This is a genomic window from Parashewanella sp. 2210YD4-3 (genome assembly GCF_056591735.1).
The window spans coordinates 263,877-283,943 of record NZ_JBWQOG010000006.1 but is presented as its reverse complement, the minus strand read 5'-3'; the positions used below and the strand labels follow the sequence as shown (position 1 = coordinate 283,943).

General features: G+C 43.3%; 16 protein-coding genes. 1 reads left to right on the top strand and 15 read right to left on the bottom strand.

Annotated elements, in window-relative coordinates; genetic code table 11:
• Nucleotides 1-387 precede the first annotated feature (387 nt).
• Nucleotides 388-3,114, bottom strand: a complete 2,727-nt coding sequence (gene secA / locus AC1EU0_RS11505; protein WP_480302545.1) for a preprotein translocase subunit SecA — start codon at nt 3,112-3,114, stop codon at nt 388-390.
• Between the two features lie 58 nt (nt 3,115-3,172).
• Complete coding sequence (locus AC1EU0_RS11500; RefSeq protein ID WP_480302544.1) at nt 3,173-4,072, bottom strand: peptidoglycan DD-metalloendopeptidase family protein; 900 nt, start codon at nt 4,070-4,072, stop codon at nt 3,173-3,175.
• A 24-nt stretch (nt 4,073-4,096) separates the two neighbouring features.
• Here AC1EU0_RS11500 and AC1EU0_RS11495 point away from each other — a divergent pair, with 24 nt between their 5' ends.
• A complete protein-coding gene (locus AC1EU0_RS11495; protein ID WP_480302543.1) occupies nt 4,097-4,549 on the top strand; it encodes a DUF721 domain-containing protein in 453 nt (150 codons plus the stop codon).
• 5 nt (nt 4,550-4,554) lie between these two features.
• Here AC1EU0_RS11495 and lpxC read toward each other — a convergent pair whose 3' ends face one another.
• From lpxC to ftsL, 13 genes are all read right to left on the bottom strand, one after another.
• A complete protein-coding gene (gene lpxC / locus AC1EU0_RS11490; protein ID WP_480302542.1) occupies nt 4,555-5,478 on the bottom strand; it encodes a UDP-3-O-acyl-N-acetylglucosamine deacetylase in 924 nt (307 codons plus the stop codon).
• Between the two features lie 179 nt (nt 5,479-5,657).
• A complete protein-coding gene (gene ftsZ, locus AC1EU0_RS11485) occupies nt 5,658-6,848 on the bottom strand; it encodes a cell division protein FtsZ (RefSeq protein WP_480302541.1) in 1,191 nt (396 codons plus the stop codon).
• 32 nt (nt 6,849-6,880) lie between these two features.
• Nucleotides 6,881-8,116: a cell division protein FtsA gene (gene ftsA, locus AC1EU0_RS11480; RefSeq protein ID WP_480302540.1), complete on the bottom strand. Its 1,236-nt coding sequence runs from the start codon at nt 8,114-8,116 to the stop codon at nt 6,881-6,883.
• A gap of 3 nt (nt 8,117-8,119) precedes the next feature.
• Nucleotides 8,120-8,911, bottom strand: a complete 792-nt coding sequence (locus AC1EU0_RS11475) for a cell division protein FtsQ/DivIB (protein WP_480302539.1) — start codon at nt 8,909-8,911, stop codon at nt 8,120-8,122.
• A 72-nt stretch (nt 8,912-8,983) separates the two neighbouring features.
• Nucleotides 8,984-10,438: a UDP-N-acetylmuramate--L-alanine ligase gene (gene murC / locus AC1EU0_RS11470; protein WP_480302538.1), complete on the bottom strand. Its 1,455-nt coding sequence runs from the start codon at nt 10,436-10,438 to the stop codon at nt 8,984-8,986.
• Entirely contained in the window at nt 10,435-11,556 is a 1,122-nt protein-coding gene (gene murG, locus AC1EU0_RS11465; protein WP_480302537.1) for an undecaprenyldiphospho-muramoylpentapeptide beta-N-acetylglucosaminyltransferase, read from the bottom strand. Before murG ends, murC begins: the two co-directional genes overlap by 4 nt.
• The gene (ftsW, locus tag AC1EU0_RS11460) at nt 11,553-12,770 is read right to left on the bottom strand and encodes a cell division protein FtsW (RefSeq protein WP_480302536.1); all 1,218 of its coding nucleotides are present in this window, start codon (nt 12,768-12,770) and stop codon (nt 11,553-11,555) included. The genes murG and ftsW overlap by 4 nt, the downstream gene beginning before the upstream one ends.
• A complete protein-coding gene (murD, locus tag AC1EU0_RS11455) occupies nt 12,757-14,079 on the bottom strand; it encodes a UDP-N-acetylmuramoyl-L-alanine--D-glutamate ligase (protein ID WP_480302535.1) in 1,323 nt (440 codons plus the stop codon). Before murD ends, ftsW begins: the two co-directional genes overlap by 14 nt.
• 17 nt (nt 14,080-14,096) lie before the next feature.
• Nucleotides 14,097-15,179 (bottom strand): phospho-N-acetylmuramoyl-pentapeptide-transferase, encoded by a 1,083-nt coding sequence (gene mraY, locus AC1EU0_RS11450; RefSeq protein ID WP_480302534.1) that lies wholly within the window; start codon nt 15,177-15,179, stop codon nt 14,097-14,099.
• Entirely contained in the window at nt 15,180-16,547 is a 1,368-nt protein-coding gene (locus AC1EU0_RS11445) for a UDP-N-acetylmuramoyl-tripeptide--D-alanyl-D-alanine ligase (protein ID WP_480302533.1), read from the bottom strand.
• Nucleotides 16,544-18,013 (bottom strand): UDP-N-acetylmuramoyl-L-alanyl-D-glutamate--2,6-diaminopimelate ligase, encoded by a 1,470-nt coding sequence (murE, locus tag AC1EU0_RS11440; protein ID WP_480302532.1) that lies wholly within the window; start codon nt 18,011-18,013, stop codon nt 16,544-16,546. The genes AC1EU0_RS11445 and murE overlap by 4 nt, the downstream gene beginning before the upstream one ends.
• Complete coding sequence (locus AC1EU0_RS11435) at nt 18,010-19,749, bottom strand: penicillin-binding transpeptidase domain-containing protein (protein WP_480302531.1); 1,740 nt, start codon at nt 19,747-19,749, stop codon at nt 18,010-18,012. Before AC1EU0_RS11435 ends, murE begins: the two co-directional genes overlap by 4 nt.
• The gene (gene ftsL, locus AC1EU0_RS11430) at nt 19,746-20,060 is read right to left on the bottom strand and encodes a cell division protein FtsL (protein ID WP_480302530.1); all 315 of its coding nucleotides are present in this window, start codon (nt 20,058-20,060) and stop codon (nt 19,746-19,748) included. Before ftsL ends, AC1EU0_RS11435 begins: the two co-directional genes overlap by 4 nt.
• Nucleotides 20,061-20,067 lie beyond the last annotated feature (7 nt).

Genomic DNA, 20,067 nt, shown 5'->3' with positions numbered 1-20,067 from the left:
TTTTTCAGGCCGTTTGAAAAGTGATTAAATCCTCTTCAAACCCTGACTCGCCTTGCTTGCTGCTACATCGCTGTAGTGCCTGCTGTGCCGTGTCAGTGGATGCGCATTATAGGGAGATTTTGAAACTCCGCAAGGGCTTTTTTAAGGTTTTTTGCATTTATTTTTTATTCCCAAATTAAACACAATTAACGCACCTTTAACTCACAGAGTTATCCACATTTATCATGTTTTAGGCTGTATTTAACCTTTAGATCAGTTATTGCTTTTCATTGTCATTGTCATTGGCAGCTAGAAGCAGAATATCTGTTGTCTTTTATGGTTATATGTATAAAAAAGGCGTTCCTTATAAGGAACGCCTTCTTAAATTACTTTATATAAAGGATGCTTTTAGCTTAAGCGACCGTGACATTGTTTGTACTTCTTACCAGAACCACAAGGGCATGGGTCATTGCGACCAATCTTTTCACCGTCTCTTACGATTGGAGTGTGATTGGCCATCTCTGCTGTCATTTCATCACCAGTCGCAATCGACTCAGCTTGTGCATGTTGATATTCACGATGTAAGCGTGCTTCTTCTTCGCGGCGACGCTGTTCCATCTCTTCAACTTCGGATTGTGCTTGCACCTGAACTTTTGAAAGAATACTGATCACATCGTATTTTAGTGATTCCAACATTTCTTGGAATAACTCGAATGACTCACGCTTATATTCTTGCTTTGGATTCTTTTGAGCATATCCACGTAAATGAATACCTTGTCTTAAGTGATCCATCGCAGCCAAGTGCTCTTTCCAAAGCGTATCTAGCGTTTGCAGCATTACAGATTTTTCAAATTGACGTAGAACTTCAAGCCCTACCATCTCTTGTTTTTGCGCGTATTCTTTTGCCCACGTATCGACAATACGTTCACGAAGAGTTTCTTCATGTAGATCGTCTTCTTTATCTAACCACTCTTGAACTGGTAGCTGTAGACCAAATTCTTGCTTAAGACGCGTTTCTAGACCAGAGATATCCCAAAGCTCTTCAATAGACTGTGGTGGTATGTATTGATCAATCATGCCATTAAGTACATCATCTTTAATGCTAGCAATGGTCTCTTCAATATGTTCAGCATCCATCAGTTCATTGCGCTGTGAGTAAACCACTTGACGCTGATCGTTAGCAACATCATCAAACTCAAGAAGCTGTTTACGGATATCGAAGTTGCGTGCTTCTACTTTACGCTGTGCATTTTCAATGGCTCGTGATACCCATGGATGTTCAATCGCTTCACCTTCTTCCATGCCCAGCTTTTTCATCATGCCTGACACACGGTCAGATGCGAAGATGCGCATTAAGCTGTCTTCCATAGATAGATAGAAGCGAGATGAACCTGCATCACCTTGACGACCCGAACGACCACGAAGCTGGTTATCGATACGTCGAGACTCGTGACGCTCAGTACCTAAAATGTGTAGACCACCTGCTGCGATAACTTCGTCGTGACGTACTTTCCAATCTGCTTTAATTTTTGCAATTTGGTCGTCAGTTGGGTTTTCTAGCTCCGCTACTTCAACGTTCCAGTTACCACCCAATACGATATCGGTACCACGGCCTGCCATGTTAGTCGCAACCGTCACAGCACCTGAGCGACCTGCTTGCGCTACAATTTCTGCTTCTTTTTCATGGAACTTCGCGTTCAAAACATGATGTGGAATTTTTTCTTGCTTCATTAAGCGAGCTAACAATTCAGATTGCTCAATCGAAACGGTACCTACTAATACTGGCTGACCACGTTCGCGGCAGTCTCGAATGTCATCCAAAATCGCATTGTACTTTTCACTAGCCGTTAAATAAACCAAGTCTGCACGATCATCACGGATCATGGGTTTGTTCGTTGGAACAACAACGGTATCTAGACCATAGATGTGTTGGAATTCGAATGCTTCGGTATCTGCTGTACCGGTCATACCGGCCAGTTTTTCGTATATACGGAAATAATTCTGGAAAGTAATAGAAGCTAACGTCTGGTTTTCGTTTTGAATATCAACGCCTTCTTTTGCTTCTACAGCTTGATGTAGACCTTCAGACCAACGACGACCAGGCATAGTACGACCAGTGTGTTCATCAACAATGACCACTTCGCCATCAGTCACAATATAGTCGACGTCTTTTTCAAATAAGGTATGAGCACGTAATCCGGCATTAACATGATGCAATAATGAGATGTTGGCCGCAGAGTAAAGAGAATCACCGTCTTGCAGCAATCCTGTTTCAATCAGCAAGTTTTCAATCTTTTCCTGACCACGCTCAGTCATGTGGACTTGCTTGGATTTTTCGTCAACGCTGTAATCACCATCACCAGTGAATTCATCACTGTCTTCTTTTTCTTGTGATATTAGGCTAGGGATCAGCTTGTTCACTTTGATGTAAAGCTCTGAACTATCTTCTGCTGCACCAGAGATGATAAGTGGAGTACGAGCTTCATCAATAAGAATGGAGTCAACTTCATCAATCAGTGCATAGTGAAGTGGACGTTGCACACGTTCTTGTGGTGAGAACGCCATGTTGTCACGAAGGTAGTCGAAACCAAATTCGTTGTTAGTACCGTAAGTAATGTCAGCGGCGTAAGCTTGCTTTTTCTCTTCCGGTGCAAGACCTGCCACGTTGATACCAACGCTTAAACCAAGGAATTCAAATAATGGGCGGTTTAATTCTGCATCACGCCCTGCAAGGTAATCGTTCACGGTAATGATGTGTACGCCTTTACCCGTTAATGCATTTAAGTAAGCGGGTAGAGTTGCAGTTAGGGTTTTACCTTCCCCGGTACGCATTTCTGCAATACGATTACTGTCGAGTACCATGCCACCTAATAACTGAACATCGAAGTGACGCATTTCGAAAACACGCTTAGATGCTTCACGCACGACGGCAAACGCTTCGGGCGTGATACTATCTAACGTTTCACCGCCTTCGATACGCTTGCGAAACTCATTCGTTTTATCGGCAAGCTCGCTATCAGAAAGCTTCTCAAAATCCGCTTCCATTGCGTTAATTTGGGTGACAACTTTTCCTAAACTTTTTAGGGTGCGTTCGTTACGGCTACCAAATATTTTTGTTAGTAATTTTCCAAACATCTGAATCACTTTTTCTGCTAAAGGCTAAAAATTTGTCTAAAGTTAACGACCAAGGGGATCATCTTGGTTTACGGTAGACGTACTTTTGCGGATTGACTTGCTGTCCTGCCCGCAATACTTCGTAATGCACATGAGGCCCAGTTGAACGGCCTGTACTTCCCATGTTGGCAATTTTTTGTCCCTTGGTAACCACATCTCCAAGGTGCACGCTAATGCTTGAGTTATGTCCATAACGAGTACGTAACCCGTTACCATGATCAATTTCGACTAAATTTCCATATCCGAACATACTACCCGCCCAAGTCACAACTCCTGAACCTGTAGCCACAACATTCTCTCCCTCAGTTCCAGCAAAATCAATGCCCTTATGCATTGCTCTTCGGCCTGAGAAAGGATCATTGCGTAATCCATAAGGAGAAGATAGCCAACCTTTATTAATGGGACGACCGGAAATGTATCGCTCGATATCTATATGGTGATTAGTTACAACAGTTTCAAGTACTTTGAGTTGTTGTTGACGATTTTCGATGCGGTTTGCAAGATCATCCATATCTTTAAGAAGCTGATCTAGCTGGACACTCTCACCTATTTCACTGACACCACCAACACCAACTTCGGTTGAGAAGTTAAATTGATCGTCCAAATGATTTTTTTTGGCAACTTGCTGACCTAGAGCCTCAACACGAGTAAGATTGGCTTGCATTCGAGCAATATGAGAAACGAGCAGTGCAATTTGAGCTTGAGTTTGTTGTTTGAGCTCTATTACTTGCTCTTTTTGAACCTGTCTTTGATGCTTAGCAGTGTTAATGCTAACTTGCTGATCAACAAATCGCTGATTATTATAGTGGTATGCACTCACAAGGATTGCTATGAGCGTCACAGGCAATAACAGCCAGCGCTTTCCTAATTCAATGCGTTTTGCACCTTGTTTACTTTGTATAAATAAAGTGACACTCATAAACCATTAGCCAATATTATTAATATGAAAAAGCTTCCTCAACAACTCAATAAATTGCTTAATAACTCTGGCTCACTGCCCGAGCTAAAAGAGAAAGCCGAACTAATTTTACGTTTGAACCAATTGCTAAAGCAGCATTTACGTGGTCCGATAGCTGAGCAAGTGCATGTAGCTAACTTACGCCAAAATACAATAATCCTCGAAACGCCCTCTGCGGTTTGGGCTACTCGATTAAATGCACAAAAAGCTCAAATATTACTTACAATTCAAAATGAAGCATTGCCAATGCTCACTGGTATTGACGTCAAAGTCAACCCAAGGTTATCGACCTATGACGCAAATCCTCCCATTAAACACGCAAAACTCAGCCAAACTTCAGCTTCTCACATTGAGGCACTGGCAGAGAATGTTGAAGGAGAGTTAGGCCAGAAACTAAAACGGCTGGCTGCATTAGCCAGCCGTAATAGGCAATCTTAGAAGTATTAGGCCATGGCAGCCGCGTTGCTGGTGCTAATGAATTGCACTGGAACGTCGGCTTCTTGTTCGTAACTTACTAATTCCCATGCTTCTTGATGGTTGAGTAAAGCACGAACCAGTTTATTGTTGAGAGCATGACCCGTTTTATAAGCACAGAATTCACCAATCAATGCGTGACCCGCGACATACAAGTCCCCAAATGCATCAAGGATTTTGTGCTTTAAGAATTCATCGTCATAACGCAGCCCATCAGGATTCAATACTCGATATTCATCAAGCACCACCGCATTTTCCATGCTGCCACCTAATGCAAGGTTATTCGCTCTAAGATACTCAATATCACGCATAAAACCAAAAGTACGAGCACGACTGATGTCTTTTACAAATCCTGAAGTGGAAAAATCCATTACCATATGCTGTTGGCTACGGGCAATCTCTGGGTGATCGAAGTCGATTTGGAAATCAACTTTGAAACCAGAATAAGGCTTAATTTCAGCCCATTTTTCACCATCTTCAACGCGGATCGTTTCTTTGATGCGAATGTACTTTTTCGGTGCAGACTGCTGAGCAATGCCCGCAGATTGCAGCAAAAACACAAACGGACTTGCACTGCCATCCATGATAGGTATTTCTTCAGCATCAACATCAATAAAAGCATTATCGATACCTAAACCCGCCAAAGCGGCAAACAAATGCTCGATGGTCTGAATCTTCACACCATCGTCATTAACTAATACAGTGCAAAGCATAGTTTCACGAACTTGATCGGCCTTAGCTGGAATTGCTACTGCCGGTTCCAGATCCGTACGCATGAATACAATTCCTGTATTCACCGGTGCTGGACGAATGGCAAGTGTGACTTTACGGCCTGAGTGTAACCCAACACCTGTCGTCTTAACCATTTTTTGGACTGTTCTTTGAAAAATCATGCAGTTACCTGTATTCGTTTTTTCTATTGGTTAGTAATCTGTGCCGTTTTTAGCCGCAGGCTGGCTTAAACGAGCCAGATATACTAACACATTTTACCCACGACACAAAAATTCACCAGTTTATGGTGAGCCATTATGCCGGATATATCCTACATTTAGGGCTATAAGTTAACCGACTATCAGTCAGCTTGCTTACGCAAAAACGCTGGAATATCTAAATAGTCGGGCTCAGTTTTTGGTGAAACTGATGTTTGACTTGCTGGCACAACATTACCTGTTGGCGTAGCAACTCCTACCTTAGTGTCATCAATCGCCAAGTTTTCAGCAACACTCACGGTTACTGGCTCAACATCAACACGCGGTGTTGGTGCTGGAGTATGAGGCTTATTAACCAATGTGATATCAGGTTTTTTTTCAGCACCAATACCCGTTGCGACTACAGTCACTCTCAGTTCATCGCTCATTTCAGTGTCAATAACGGCACCAACAACTACAGTAGCATTGTCTGAAGCGTAAGCTTTAACGTGATTACCCACGGTTTCAAACTCTTCGATGCTCATGTCCATGCCCGCAGTGATATTCACCAACACGCCACGTGCACCAGCCAGATCAATGTCTTCAAGTAATGGACTTGCTACCGCAGATTCAGCTGCTTCTTCTGCACGGTCTTCACCGCTAGCAATGCCTGTACCCATCATGGCATTACCCATTTCTGACATTACAGTTTTCACGTCAGCAAAGTCGACGTTGATCAAACCAGGACGAGTGATCAGCTCAGCAATACCTTGAACCGCACCTAGTAGTACATTATTAGCAGCAGCAAAGGCATCCAATAAAGAGGTACCACGACCTAGCACTTTCAACAGCTTTTCATTAGGAATCGTAATGAGAGAGTCAACATGCTTGCCAAGCTCAACGATGCCTTCGTCTGCAAACGTCATACGTTTTTTGCCTTCGAACGGGAATGGTTTAGTCACAACTGCGACTGTTAAAATCCCCTCTTCTCTTGCAATTTGTGCCACTACAGGCGCCGCACCGGTTCCTGTACCACCACCCATACCTGCTGCAATAAAAATCATGTCGCAACCTTTGATTGCAGCACGAATGTTATCTTTATCTTCTTCAGCAGCTAAGCGACCAACTTCAGGGTTTGCTCCAGCACCTAAGCCTTTCGTAATATCACGACCAAGCTGGATTGTTGAGCCAGCCGATGATTTACGTAACGCTTGTGCGTCCGTATTTGTCGCAACAAACTCGACCCCTTCGATATTGTGTTTCACCATGTGCTCGACGGCATTACCACCACCGCCGCCAACGCCGATGACTTTGATCACCGCTTCATCTGAATGAGTGTCCATGATCTCAAACATAATCAGAACTCCATATTGCCTGCATTAAAAAATTAAAACTCACCTTTAAACCAACTTTTCACCGTACCGAGTAGACTGGTCACCCCTTGCCGCTCTGAGCGATCGTTTTCACGATCCATCAATTGACGAGCGCCATAGTGCAATAATCCTAACCCCGTTGAATAAATTGGCTGTTCAACGTATTCGTAAAGTCCCTTTACGGCCAATGGGGTTGCAACCCGAACTGGCATACCAAACGTTGCTTCTGCTACATCTACGGCTCCATCTATCGAAGCCGTACCACCTGTTAATACGATCCCAGCTGCGATTTGATCTTCAAAACCACTATCACGTAATTCTTGCAGTATCAGTTCAAACATTTCCTGATATCTTGGTTCCACCACTTCGGCCAACGTATGGCGTGACATCGAACGTGATGGTCGTCCCCCTACTGACGGAACTTCAATATTTTCCTCTCGGCTTACAGCCGCACTCCGTGCATTTGCAAACTGAACTTTAATTTGTTCAGCATGTGTTAAAGGGGTTCGGAATATCTTTGCGATGTCGCTACTTACTTGGTTTCCTGCCACAGGAACGACAGCACAGTGACGAAGTGCACCATTGGTATACACCGCAATATCTGTTGTACCACCACCAATGTCGACTAAGCATACCCCTAAGTCTTTTTCATCATTAGTCAATGTGGCATCAGCTGAAGCTATACCAGAGAACACTAGATCATCCACTTTTAAGCCACAGCGCTCAACACTTTTTGTGATATTTTTCGCCATATCATTGGCACAGGTCACAATATGTACTTTTGCTTCCATCCGCATGCCTGACATTCCAATTGGGCTTTTTATCCCATCTTGAACATCAATAGCGTATTCCTGTGGCAATACATGCAAAATTCTACGCTCGGTAGGTATTTTAACCGAACGAGCCGTATGAATCACATTATCTACATCTTCTTGGGTCACTTCTTCGTCATTAATGGACACCATACCGTTCTCATTCTGGCAAGAGATGTGTTTACCAGAAATGCTGAGATACACCGAGGTCACCTGACAATCAGCCATCAGCTCAGCCTGATCTAACGAACGCTGAACACTGCGGATGATCGAGTCTAAGTCGTTAACCCCGCCTTTATCCATTCCTCTAGATGGATGATTACCGACACCCACTACAGTAATTTCGCCATCGGGCAATACTTCCCCAATGATCACTGCCACCTTTGAGGTTCCTATGTCCAACCCAACAATTAAATTTCTTTCTAGGTTTTTGGTCATGAGTTATCGATTCTCACTTTGTTCTTTTTCCCAGCCAACGGCTAATCCTGTATCATACCGTAAATCTACATGAGCGATCGGCTTGTTTTCCCTTTTTAAGGTTGGATACACATCAATAAATCGCTGCACTCGGCGCATTTTATCTTCTCGCCCAAGATACAGCTCTACACCATTTGCTAATTTCACTTGCCAAGCACGTCTTGGTGTAAGGGTCAGTTGCTCTAACTGAAATCCATTTATAGCTAATAACTTTCTTAGCTGATGATAACTTGTGAGCATATCCTTTGCCTCTTCATCTGGCCCATACAGGTATGGTAAGGGCTTCATTTGTATGTGTTTAGGCACTACTGCTTGAAACACATCACCTTGTTTGTTTATCCACTGATTACCATTCCAGTGAGCTAATACTTGTTGTTCTTGTATATAAACCTTCAATTTTGACGGCCATTCACGTTTAACCGAAGCGCGATACACCCATGGCAACGCTTCGAGCGCCTTTTGTACTTGAGTTACATTGGCACTAAAAAAACTACGACTTAGCAAACTTTTTAGTGACACTTGTATCTCACTATCTGTCAGATAGTGACGCTCTCCTTTTACAACAACCGCATCGATCGGTACTTGTTTCGCATCGTTAACTAACTTTGCAAGTTTCCATCCTGTCAGCGAGAATCCGAAGATCACAAGCAATAGAAAGAAAAGACCACCAACAAAATACCAATTCACGTTCGTCAGTCTTTCTTTGTAATCTTGGTAATTTTCTCTCCATTTCAAGCCTGAGTCACTCCAAGCCACTTTCTATTCTCACTGTCAGTCCAATACTGTTGTAGCATGGCATACCTGCTGATAAACGCCGTATTATGAAGATTATTCGTCCTTAATCAACGAAAAACCCAGCTCAGTTTTTACTAATTCTTTCGACAACGCACCAATATTTCCAGCCCCTTGGGTTAACAAGAGATCATTGTCTTGCAATACATCAGGCAATAGCGTGGCTAATTGCTCAGTGGTATTAACAAAAATTGGGTCGACTTTACCTCGTTGACGGATTGTCCGGCATAAAGTACGACCATCAGCTCCTGGGATAGGTTCTTCTCCAGCGGCATATACTTCTAATAACAATAAATTATCTACTTGAGATAACACATCGGCAAAGTCTTCAAATAAATCCCGAGTACGAGTATAGCGATGCGGTTGATAAGCCATCACTAGACGTTTATCAGGATAGGCTTGTCTGGCCGCCTGTATCGTAGCAGCAACTTCGCTCGGGTGATGACCATAATCATCAACTAATAGCACTTGCCCCTTAGGTGTAGTGAAGTCTCCCAGTGTTTGAAAACGACGGCCAATACCTTGAAACTCCACTAGGGCTTTCTCGATTGGTGACTCAATGATCTCATCTTCTTCAGCCACAGCTATCGAAGCTAATGCATTTAATACGTTATGTTTCCCTGGCATATTCAGCTTAACTTGCAAGTCTTTCTTTCCAGAGCGACGAACCGTAAACGCACTGATAGCTCCATGCTGCTCAAAGTTCACGGCTCTGTAATCAGCATCTTCACTGAAACCATAAGTGACTATTTTACGGCCTATTTGAGGCAGCAACTCACGAATAACAGGGTCATCAATGCATACAACCGCTAAGCCATAAAACGGTAAATTATGCAGAAACTCAATAAAAGCCGATTTTAGCTTTTCAAAGTTCCCTTCATAAGTGTCCATATGATCCGCTTCAATATTAGTGATAACGGCTATCATTGGCTGCAAATGTAAAAAGCTAGCGTCACTTTCATCTGCTTCTGCAATCAAGTAACGGCTACTGCCAAGACGAGCATTGGTTCCCGCGCTGTTTAGCAAGCCACCGATTACAAAGGTTGGATCTTTTTCCGCTTCAGCATAAATACTGGCGATTAGACTGGTTGTGGTCGTTTTGCCATGAGTTCCCGCAATGGCAATACCATGTCTAAATCGCATCAGTTCTGCCAACATTTCAGCACGCTGCACCAATGGGATCCTCAACGCTTGCGCAGCAATCAATTCAGGATTGTCACTTTGAATCGCCGTTGACACTACTACGACATCGGCCTGCTTGACGTTTTCTTCATAATGGCCAATGGTAATCTCAGCTCCTAGTTGAGCTAACCTGTCCGTTACTCTATTTGTGGCAATATCTGAACCACTGATCACATAACCTTCATTTAAAAGCACTTCTGCAATACCGCCCATGCCAGCACCACCGATGCCAACAAAATGAATGCGTTTTATTCGACGCATTTCTGGTATTTGACTACGTAATTGCGCGTGTTTTTCTGCATTTGTCATGCGACTTCTTTCTCCGTTAGTGCTTTACACACTGCAGCAACCTGCTCAGTAGCATTCATTACAGCAACTTGCTTCGCTTGTTTACTCATCCCTGCTAACTCAGCTTTGTTTTCTGCTAACAGGCTTAATTTCTCAACAAACAGATCAACCGATGCGATAGGCTGTGGTAACAAAAATGCCCCGCCAGCATCAACCAGCACCTTAGCATTTACTGTTTGGTGATCATCAACCGCATGCGGATAAGGAACCAAAATACTCGGTTTCCCAACCATCGCTAACTCAGACACGGTTAACGCTCCAGCTCGACAAATCACTACATCGGCCCATTGATAGGCCGCTTGCATGTCATCAATAAACTCAGCGACTTGAACTGAATCTTGCTGTTGGTGTTTTTGATAAGCCTTAGTCACGGTTGATAAATTACCTTTACCAACCTGATGCCAAAATGTGACGGAATAAGTGCGACTTAATTCAGCTGCAATTAACGGCATTCTCTCATTAAAAATACCTGCTCCTAAACTGCCACCGACAATCAACACTTTAAAGGCGTTATCATTTATATTGGATGGCTCATCCCTCAGGCTTTCTAACTCTGCCCTGATTGGATTACCAACGACTTCTGCATTCACCGATGGTTCAAAAGTGTTTTTAAAAGCACATAACACTTTAGTCGCAATTTTCGATAGCAATCTATTGGTCATCCCGGGTATCGCATTTTGCTCATGTAAAACCAAAGGTATGCCACACAATTTAGCCGCGACACCACCAGGTCCACTAGCAAAGCCACCCATCCCCATAACGACATCGGGTTGAAACTCTTTAATCACCGCCCTCGCTTGAGCGATTGCCTTAATTATTTTTATTGGTGCCATTAACTTTCTAATGATACCGTTACCACGAACACCTTTAATATCAATAAACCTAATATTAAAGCCGTGCTGTGGAACCAACTTAGCTTCCATTCGTTCAGCAGTACCGAGCCAAAGTACTTCCCAACCTTCATTTGCCAACTTCTTAGCGACAGCTAAAGCAGGAAATACATGACCGCCAGTTCCACCAGCCATGACTAAAATGCGCTTTTTTTCTGTTTCGTTATTTGTTTCGTTCACTGTTGTCATGCACTTCCTCGCCGTTGGACTGCTTGTGTTTTGTCCAACCGTACTTCATGATCAATCCTTAACAGCATCATGCCCGCCGCCGTCATTACCCATAAACTACTACCACCAAAACTGATAAACGGTAACGTTAGTCCTTTCGTTGGCAACATCCCGATACTGGCACCAACATTTACTACGGTTTGAAAACAAATCCAAATCCCAATGGCATAAGCTAAGTAACCCTCGAATGCTTTATTAACCGTTAGACATGTACTGCCTAATTTTATTGCTCTAAATGTGATAAAAAACATCACCAGCAATACCAATACAATCCCAATAAAGCCAAGTTCCTCACCAATAACGGCAAAGATAAAGTCGGTATGAGCTTCTGGCAGGTATTCCAATTTTTGAATGCTATTACCTAAGCCTTGTCCTAACCAGCCACCACGACCATAAGCCATCAGCGATTGAGTTAACTGATAACCCGCTCCAAACGGGTCATCCCACGGGTTTAAAAACGAAGTAACCCGCCGCATACGATATGGCGCTGTAATAACCAATACAACAAACAGCCCGATTCCAGTCATAATAAGGAGAAAGAAGTCTTGTAACCTCGCTCCTGCTAACCACAATAAACTCACTGTGATAACGAACAGTACAACGACTGACCCTAAATCTGGCTGCAAAAGGATTAATACCGCATAGGCACCCAAAACCACTATTGGCTTAATAAAACCGAATATGTGGTTACGAACTTCTGTATTACGCCTGACTAAATATCCAGCTAAATAAACGCTAAACGCCAGTTTCGCCACCTCAGCGACTTGTATTCTGATTGGGCCTAACTTTAACCAACGCGTTGCACCGTTAACATTATGACCAATCAATAATACCGCGATAAGCCCTAGCAAAACGGCAATTAACATCCACGGACTCAGCTTTTGCCAAACCTGCATTTCCACGCTAAGCACCACCAAAGAGATGACTAAACATCCTGCAAGGTACAATACATGTCGGCTAACAAACTGGTATGGATTTCCAGTTAAACTTTCAGCTTCTGGCATTGAAGCTGACATCACCATAACAAACCCAAAACCAAATAAACTAATGATCGAAAGCAATAATGCTCTGTCATAGAGTTGATGTCCGGGCCTGCGATCATCAAACCACCTCTTAGGCCATGACCAAGAGACCTCTGTGCCAAATAAGTTAAGCTGCTTTTCAGTGCTCGCCATAGTGTTCAAGCACCTTTTGTTTAAAGTCGTTTCCACGCTCAACAAAATTGGTATACATATCGGTACTGGCACATGCAGGGGATAACAATACGATATCTTTATCTTTTGCCTGCTCTATGGCATAGGATACGGCCTGCTTCATGTCACCAACAATTTTGTGTTTTTCAGTCAGCTTCGCTAAATCTTCGGCATCTTGGCCAAATAAAATGGTAACTTTAACTCGTTCCAGTTGGGCTTTCAGCGGATACAGATCAGCTTTTTTAGCGTCCCCTCCAGCAATCAGTATGATATCGCCATCATCATTGTGGAGTCCGTCAATGGCAGCTACGACGGCCCCGACATTGGTCGCCTTTGAATCATCAATAAAGGTGACCCCATTATATTGAGCAATATTCTCACAACGATGAGATAGTCCTTCAAACTGACTAGCCGCTTCTATCATCGCAGACTTGTTTACACCGGCTATCTGAGCTAATGCCATCGCAGCCAGGATATTTGCTTGATTATGACGGCCTAGAGCAGCAGCTTCATTGGTGCGCATGATGGTTTCATCACCATGACATAACTGATCATCCACGATCCCCCATTGCTGAGGATCTGGCTTATCTAAGCCAAAACTGATCATATGATTTGGATTAAGCGGGTGCGCTTGAAAATCATGTCTGTTGATGACTTGATGCTGAGTTTGATCAAATAATTTCAGCTTAGTCTTACGATAGCTATCAAATGTCAGATACCTATCCATATGATCGTGTGAAATGTTCAAGCACGTTGCAGCAAGGCAGTTTAGGCTTATTGTGGTTTCTAATTGAAAACTGCTTAACTCTAATACATAAAGATCTGCTTCTTGCTCAAGCAAGTCCAGTGCTGGAGTACCAAGGTTACCGCCAACAGCTACGTTTATACCGCTACGCTTAGCCATATCGCCCACCAAGGTGGTGACGGTGGACTTACCATTCGACCCCGTAATACCAATCACTTTAGCTTCAGTAGTTTCAATAGCTCGAGCAAATAGTTCGATATCGCCCACTACCTCCACCCCTAAATTTTTGGCGGTTTTCACTTCTGGAGTTGATGCTGATACGCCAGGGCTGATAATGATCTGCTGGGCTTGTATCAACATATCCTGGTCAAACTTACCAACAATCACGCCCACTGTTGGGAACTCATTAATCAAAGATTCAAGTCCAGGCGGCACGGCACGGTTGTCCATGACACAAGGGGTAATGCCTTGTTTTAGCAAATAACGCACGATTGAAAGCCCTGTGGCTCCCATTCCTAATACTATGTGCGTGTGTGGCTGTTTCATTGTATTACCCTAATGTCTTATCTGAGTTTTAATGTGGCCAAACCTAACATGACCAAGAACAAAGAAATGATCCAAAAACGTACAATCACTCTAGGTTCTGGCCAACCTTTCAATTCGTAATGATGGTGGATAGGCGCCATTCTAAAAATACGTTGTCCACGTAACTTATAAGAGCCGACCTGTAAGATCACCGACAAGGTTTCCATCACAAATACCCCGCCCATGATCACTAACAATATTTCTTGTCTGACCAATACAGCAATCACACCCAGTGCTGCTCCAAGAGATAGTGAGCCTACATCTCCCATAAAAACTTGAGCCGGATATGTGTTAAACCAGAGGAATCCTAATCCGGCTCCCACAATAGCGGTACATACAATCACTAGTTCACCCGCTCCGGGTAGGTAAGGAATATGCAAGTAATGCGCAAACCCAGTATGACCAGATAAGTAAGCGATTAATGCAAATGCAGCAGCCACCATGACAGTAGGCATAATGGCCAACCCATCCAATCCATCAGTAAGGTTTACTGCATTACTCGACCCAACAATGGTGAAATAAGCCAGCACAATAAAGAAAGCACCTAATTGTGGCATAATGTCTTTAAAAAATGGCACCACCAATTGGGTTTCACCTGGCGAAGAAGCATTAAAGTACAGGAAAAATGCTACAACTAATGCAGCAATGGACTGAAAAATATACTTCCATCTCGCAATCAAGCCCTTTGGATCTTTTCTTACCACTTTTCGGTAATCGTCCAAAAAGCCAATCGCACCGAAACTTGCCAACACAAACAGAGTTACTAATACATAGTGATTGTCCAAGTCTCCCCAAAGTAACGCACTGGCAAAAATACCAAATAATATCAGTAAACCTCCCATAGTCGGAGTGCCACGTTTACTAAAGTGCGACTCCGGACCATCATTACGTACTACTTGACCAATCTGCATTAATTGCAAGCGTTCAATTAGTTTTGGGCCTAGCCATAAGCTAAATAACAGTGCTGTTAATAGCCCTAAAATTGCTCTCAATGTCAAATAAGAAAAGACATGAAACCCTGAATAAAACTGGGTTAAATACTCCGCTAGATAAACCAGCATTTACTTCCACTCCCCACGCTCATAAGCGCCTTTTATCGAATTCACCACCCGCTCCATTGCCGCGCTGCGTGAGCCCTTTACTAAAATCGTCATTGCTGTTTGTTGTTGATTTATTCTTTCTTGCAAGGTATCTACTAAAGCTTGTAATTGGGTAAAGTGTTTCCCACCAAACTGTTCTGAAGTTGCTTGGCTTTTATCACCTAAGGTCAACACATCATTGATATGATTGCTCTTGGCGTATTCACCAATATCTCTATGCAGTTGCTCTGTATTTGCCCCTAACTCAGAGAAATCTCCCAATACTAATATCTGATCACCCTGCTGTTGTCCCAACCAATCAATGGCGGCTCTAACAGAAGAAGGGTTGGCATTATAACTGTCATCAATGAGCTGTACATGCTCAATTTGGTGAGGCTGCATTCGTCCATCCACGGCACTGACCCGATGTAAGCCAGCAGATATGTCTGCTAACGAGATGCCTAATGCGATTGCCATTGAGGAGGCCGCCAACGCATTATGAACATGATGTTTACCGCATAACGGCAGTTGTATCTCAAGCCTTTGCTGTAGGTAACATAAAATAAACTGGTATTGGCCGAATTCATTAGAGCGAATGTCAGTGGCTTTCACGTTTGCATCGTGATTGATACCAAAACAAAGTTGTTTGTGGTTTTGCGCAACCTTTTTAAAGTGATCAACATAAGCATCATCAGCATTAATGATGGCAATTCCGTCATTCGTCAGGTGTTGATATATTTCAGATTTAGCAATAGCAACATCATCTATCGAGCCAAAACCTTCAATATGCGCTTCTCCAACATTATTGACCAGTGCCACACTAGGCTTAACCAACGCTGACGTATAATCAATTTCACCTTTATGATTGGCCCCTAACTCAAACACGCCGTACTGATCGTTTTCTGTCAAACGCAGCAAGGTGAGCGGAGCGCCAATATCATTATTAAAATTACCTGCGGTATATAACACTTGATGAGATTGTTTAAGAATAGTGGCCAGCATCTCTTTCACGCTGGTTTTGCCATTAGACCCAGTAATAGCCACTGTAATCACGTCGAGCTTTGATCGAACATAAGCCCCCAACAAACCAAGTGCGATACGAGTATCTTCAACAATGAGTTGTGGCACCGAAGCATTCAACGGCTTTGAAACCAATACCGCTTTAACACCATTAGCTACGGCAGTATCGATAAAATCATGGGCATTAAAACGTTCCCCAATAAGGGCAATAAACAGACAGTCTGCTTTTATCTGCCGAGTATCCGTACTAACTGCTGAAATAGACGCATCCTCACCAATTAAACGAGCATTAATCGCTTCAGCCACTTCTGTTAAAGTAAGTGTTATCATGCTGAAGCTCCTACTAATGCTCCCACTAAAGCGCGCTCATCATAACTGTGCTTTATGCCTTTGATTTCTTGGTAAGTCTCATGTCCTTTCCCTGCCAACATCACTATATCTCCAGCTTGTGCATGAGATAATGCAAACTTAATGGCTGTTTGTCTGTCTGGCTCAATATGCGCAATTTGAGGCTGTGTTAATCCTGTAACGATGTCCTCAATAATGGACGTTGGGCTTTCAGTTCGAGGGTTGTCACTGGTGATCACTACTCGTTGCGCATAACGCTCAGCTGCTTCAGCCATTTGCGGACGTTTCCCTTTGTCTCTATCTCCCCCACAACCAAACACACACCATAATTGTTCTTGGCAATGGCTTGTCAGGGCTTTTAATGCTTGCTCTAATGCGTCTGGTGTATGGGCATAATCCACCACTACAGTGATCCCTTGATGATCAAAGCATTCCATTCTTCCTTTAGCAGGCTCTAACTTAGATACTTGTGCCAATAACGGCTCAAATGGGTAACCTTCTTCGAGTAAGAGCGCTAATGCAGCAAGCACGTTAGACAAGTTAAATTCAGCAAGTAAGGGAGAATCAATTGTTCCCTGGCCATGAGGGCAAACCAATTTTGCCGTCACACCAGTGTTGTGATATTCGATATCACTCACTTGATAACTGGCACTGACAGATGGATGGATACTAAAGCCAACACTGTCAATAAATTCATGCTCGGTATGCCAAGATAACGCAACGTTATCATCGAGGTTCATCAAACGATGTTCTAATTCAGGAAATTGAAACAAGCGGCGTTTCGCAGCAGCATAATTAGTCATATCACCATGGTAATCAAGGTGATCTCGACTTAAATTGTTCATTAGCGCGCTGCTAAATGGCACAGCATCAATTCGATGTTGCACTAGACCATGACTGGAAACCTCCATGGCACAAAGCTCTACACCCTGTTGTTGAAACTCATGCAATTGTTTAAGAGTCGTGATGGCATCTGATGTCGTATTATCACTTTCACGAAGTTGTCCCCAACCCCCGTTACCAACCGTCCCCATCACAGCAGCTTTACCGCCAAGATTCGTAACTAATTGAGCAATTAATTGGGTGACAGTGGTCTTACCGTTTGTTCCTGTAACCCCAACGATTTTCATCTTTGTTTTATCAACAGGATATCGCTGAAAAGCCAGTGCAGATAACTGTCCAGGTAGGTGTGAAAAATAAACGATAGGCCCTGCAGGAGTCATTGTTTGCACGCCATGTTGTTCAGGATCATCAGTATGAGCAATCACAGCTACCGCCCCTTGAAAAAAAGCTCGCTGAATGAAATCCCGGCCATCTACTTGGTGCCCAGGAATGGCAACAAAAACGTCACCAGAATTTATCTGACGACTGTCTATCGTTAACTCATTAAACGTTTCATCACCCGAATAGTGGAACCAAGGAGCAAGAAGATCTTTAATTTGCATCATCGCACTCCTCTTGTATAAGCGGCTAATCTAGACTGTTCTTGTGGGCTAATAGGTTCAACATTAAGCATTTGTAAAGAAGCTGACATCACTTTAGCAAATACGGGCGCTGCAACATCACCACCATAGTAATGATCGCTTTTTGGATCATTGATCACCACAGAGATTGCCAACCTTGGATTATTGGCTGGTGCAACTCCTGCAAACAGTGCGACATAATCATCACCATAACCACCAGCCACAGCTTTGCGACTGGTACCCGTTTTGCCAGCAACAGGGTAACCATCAATATGAGCTTGCAAGGCCGTTCCACCTCTCTCAGTCACTCCAACCATCATTTTGATGAGTTCATTAGCAATTTTTTGGTCAAGAATACGCTCACCCTCGGGTATTTTTTTTAATTTTAATACCGATACAGGACGTAAAACTCCGCCACTACCAAGTGTGGCGTACATTCTAGCCAACTGTAGTGGCGTAGAGGTTAACCCGTAACCAAAAGAAAGCGTCGCCCGTTCAAAATCAGACCATCTATGTTGTTCTCTGATTAGCCCTGCACTCTCACCAATTAGATTGATGCCAGTGTAATTCCCTAGTCCCATAGATTGATAAGTACCTAATAGCTGTTCTACAGGCATTCTTAGAGAAAGTTTGCTTACTCCCATGTTACTGGATTTTTGCAAAATCTTGGCTAGCGTCATATCACCATAATTTCTGGAATCACGTACTTGCCTTCCGCCAATTCTCATCCAGCCAGGTGAAGTAGGAATAATCTCATCAAGCTTCACCACTCCGGCTTCTAATGCCGCGGCAACTACAAAAGGCTTGATGGTAGAACCCGGCTCATAAGTATCGGTGACCGCACGATTGCGCATTCGATAGCTTTGTAGGTTCTCTCTTGAATTTGGGTTATAAGATGGCGTATTCACCATAGCAAGGACTTCCCCACTATGAACGTCCAACACCACAACAGATCCTGAAGTTGCTTGATAATATTCGGTGGCTTTCTTTAACTCACGATATGCTAGAGCCTGAATACGTTGGTCAATGCTTAGCACCAAATCGTTAGGTTTTTCACCCTCTTCAATGACACCCAAACGCTCAACAACGTGGCCGTCCCTTGATTTACGAACTTTCTCTTTGGATGGCGACCCTGATAACCATGAATCATAGGCACGTTCAATGCCTTCAATTCCAGCATCATCAATATTAGTGATCCCCACCAACTGAGCAATTGTTTCTCCCGCCGGGTAATAACGTCTTGATTCCGCTTTTAAATACACGCCTCTTAAGCGTAATTTTTTAATATATTCGGCAACAGCAGGCGTCACTTGCCGCTTTAAATAAACAAAGCGACGCTTAGGGTTTGATGTGACTCGATCTAACAGCGTATTTTCTTGAATTTGCAATACATCGGCCAATGCCTGCCATCGACGTCTGTCATTAACGCTTTTGTTATCATGAATGACTTTAGGATCAGCCCAAACCGCCCTTACAGGAACACTAACAGCCAACATCTCACCATTACGATCAGTAATCAAACCACGTTGTACTTCACTGCTGGTCGTTCGCAATGTTCGCATATCGCTCTCATGACGTAGCCTTTCTGGCTCAACAACTTGAATGTATGCGGCACGGCCGAGCAAACTAACTAAAAGCAGACACACAAACCCCATCACCACATATAATCGCCAGTGGATAAGTTCAGGTTTTTGCTGTTTCTGCTTTGCTGCTCTGGTCATGGTAATTTGACTACCACCTCTTCATTGGGTAACGGTCTTTTCATATGCAATTTTTTGGTCGCAATCCTAATGATACGGCTATGCTCCGTTTGCGACTGCTCCTCTAACAACAAGTTGCGCCACTCAACGTCCAATTGATCACGTTGCTGCAAGAGCCCATCCCATTCAGTGATAAGCTTACGGCTGGCATAACTGTAATAAACCACCGAAACGGCATTTAAAATCACAAACAACATTAGCAGTAACACCCACTTATGATTCCAAAGATCTTGGAATACAATGTGGGGTAAGCTCAGTTGTCCTTTAGCCATCCTCCCT

Bases quoted from the DNA above. Each gene is read 5' to 3' on its own strand.
- secA (WP_480302545.1), bottom strand. From the start codon at position 3,114: ATGTTTGGAAAATTACTAACAAAAATATTTGGTAGCCGTAACGAACGC.
- AC1EU0_RS11500 (WP_480302544.1), bottom strand. From the start codon at position 4,072: ATGAGTGTCACTTTATTTATACAAAGTAAACAAGGTGCAAAACGCATT.
- AC1EU0_RS11495 (WP_480302543.1), top strand. From the start codon at position 4,097: ATGAAAAAGCTTCCTCAACAACTCAATAAATTGCTTAATAACTCTGGC.
- lpxC (WP_480302542.1), bottom strand. From the start codon at position 5,478: ATGATTTTTCAAAGAACAGTCCAAAAAATGGTTAAGACGACAGGTGTT.
- ftsZ (WP_480302541.1), bottom strand. From the start codon at position 6,848: ATGTTTGAGATCATGGACACTCATTCAGATGAAGCGGTGATCAAAGTC.
- ftsA (WP_480302540.1), bottom strand. From the start codon at position 8,116: ATGACCAAAAACCTAGAAAGAAATTTAATTGTTGGGTTGGACATAGGA.
- murC (WP_480302538.1), bottom strand. From the start codon at position 10,438: ATGACAAATGCAGAAAAACACGCGCAATTACGTAGTCAAATACCAGAA.
- murG (WP_480302537.1), bottom strand. From the start codon at position 11,556: ATGACAACAGTGAACGAAACAAATAACGAAACAGAAAAAAAGCGCATT.
- ftsW (WP_480302536.1), bottom strand. From the start codon at position 12,770: ATGGCGAGCACTGAAAAGCAGCTTAACTTATTTGGCACAGAGGTCTCT.
- murD (WP_480302535.1), bottom strand. From the start codon at position 14,079: ATGAAACAGCCACACACGCACATAGTATTAGGAATGGGAGCCACAGGG.
- mraY (WP_480302534.1), bottom strand. From the start codon at position 15,179: ATGCTGGTTTATCTAGCGGAGTATTTAACCCAGTTTTATTCAGGGTTT.
- AC1EU0_RS11445 (WP_480302533.1), bottom strand. From the start codon at position 16,547: ATGATAACACTTACTTTAACAGAAGTGGCTGAAGCGATTAATGCTCGT.
- murE (WP_480302532.1), bottom strand. From the start codon at position 18,013: ATGATGCAAATTAAAGATCTTCTTGCTCCTTGGTTCCACTATTCGGGT.
- AC1EU0_RS11435 (WP_480302531.1), bottom strand. From the start codon at position 19,749: ATGACCAGAGCAGCAAAGCAGAAACAGCAAAAACCTGAACTTATCCAC.
- ftsL (WP_480302530.1), bottom strand. From the start codon at position 20,060: ATGGCTAAAGGACAACTGAGCTTACCCCACATTGTATTCCAAGATCTT.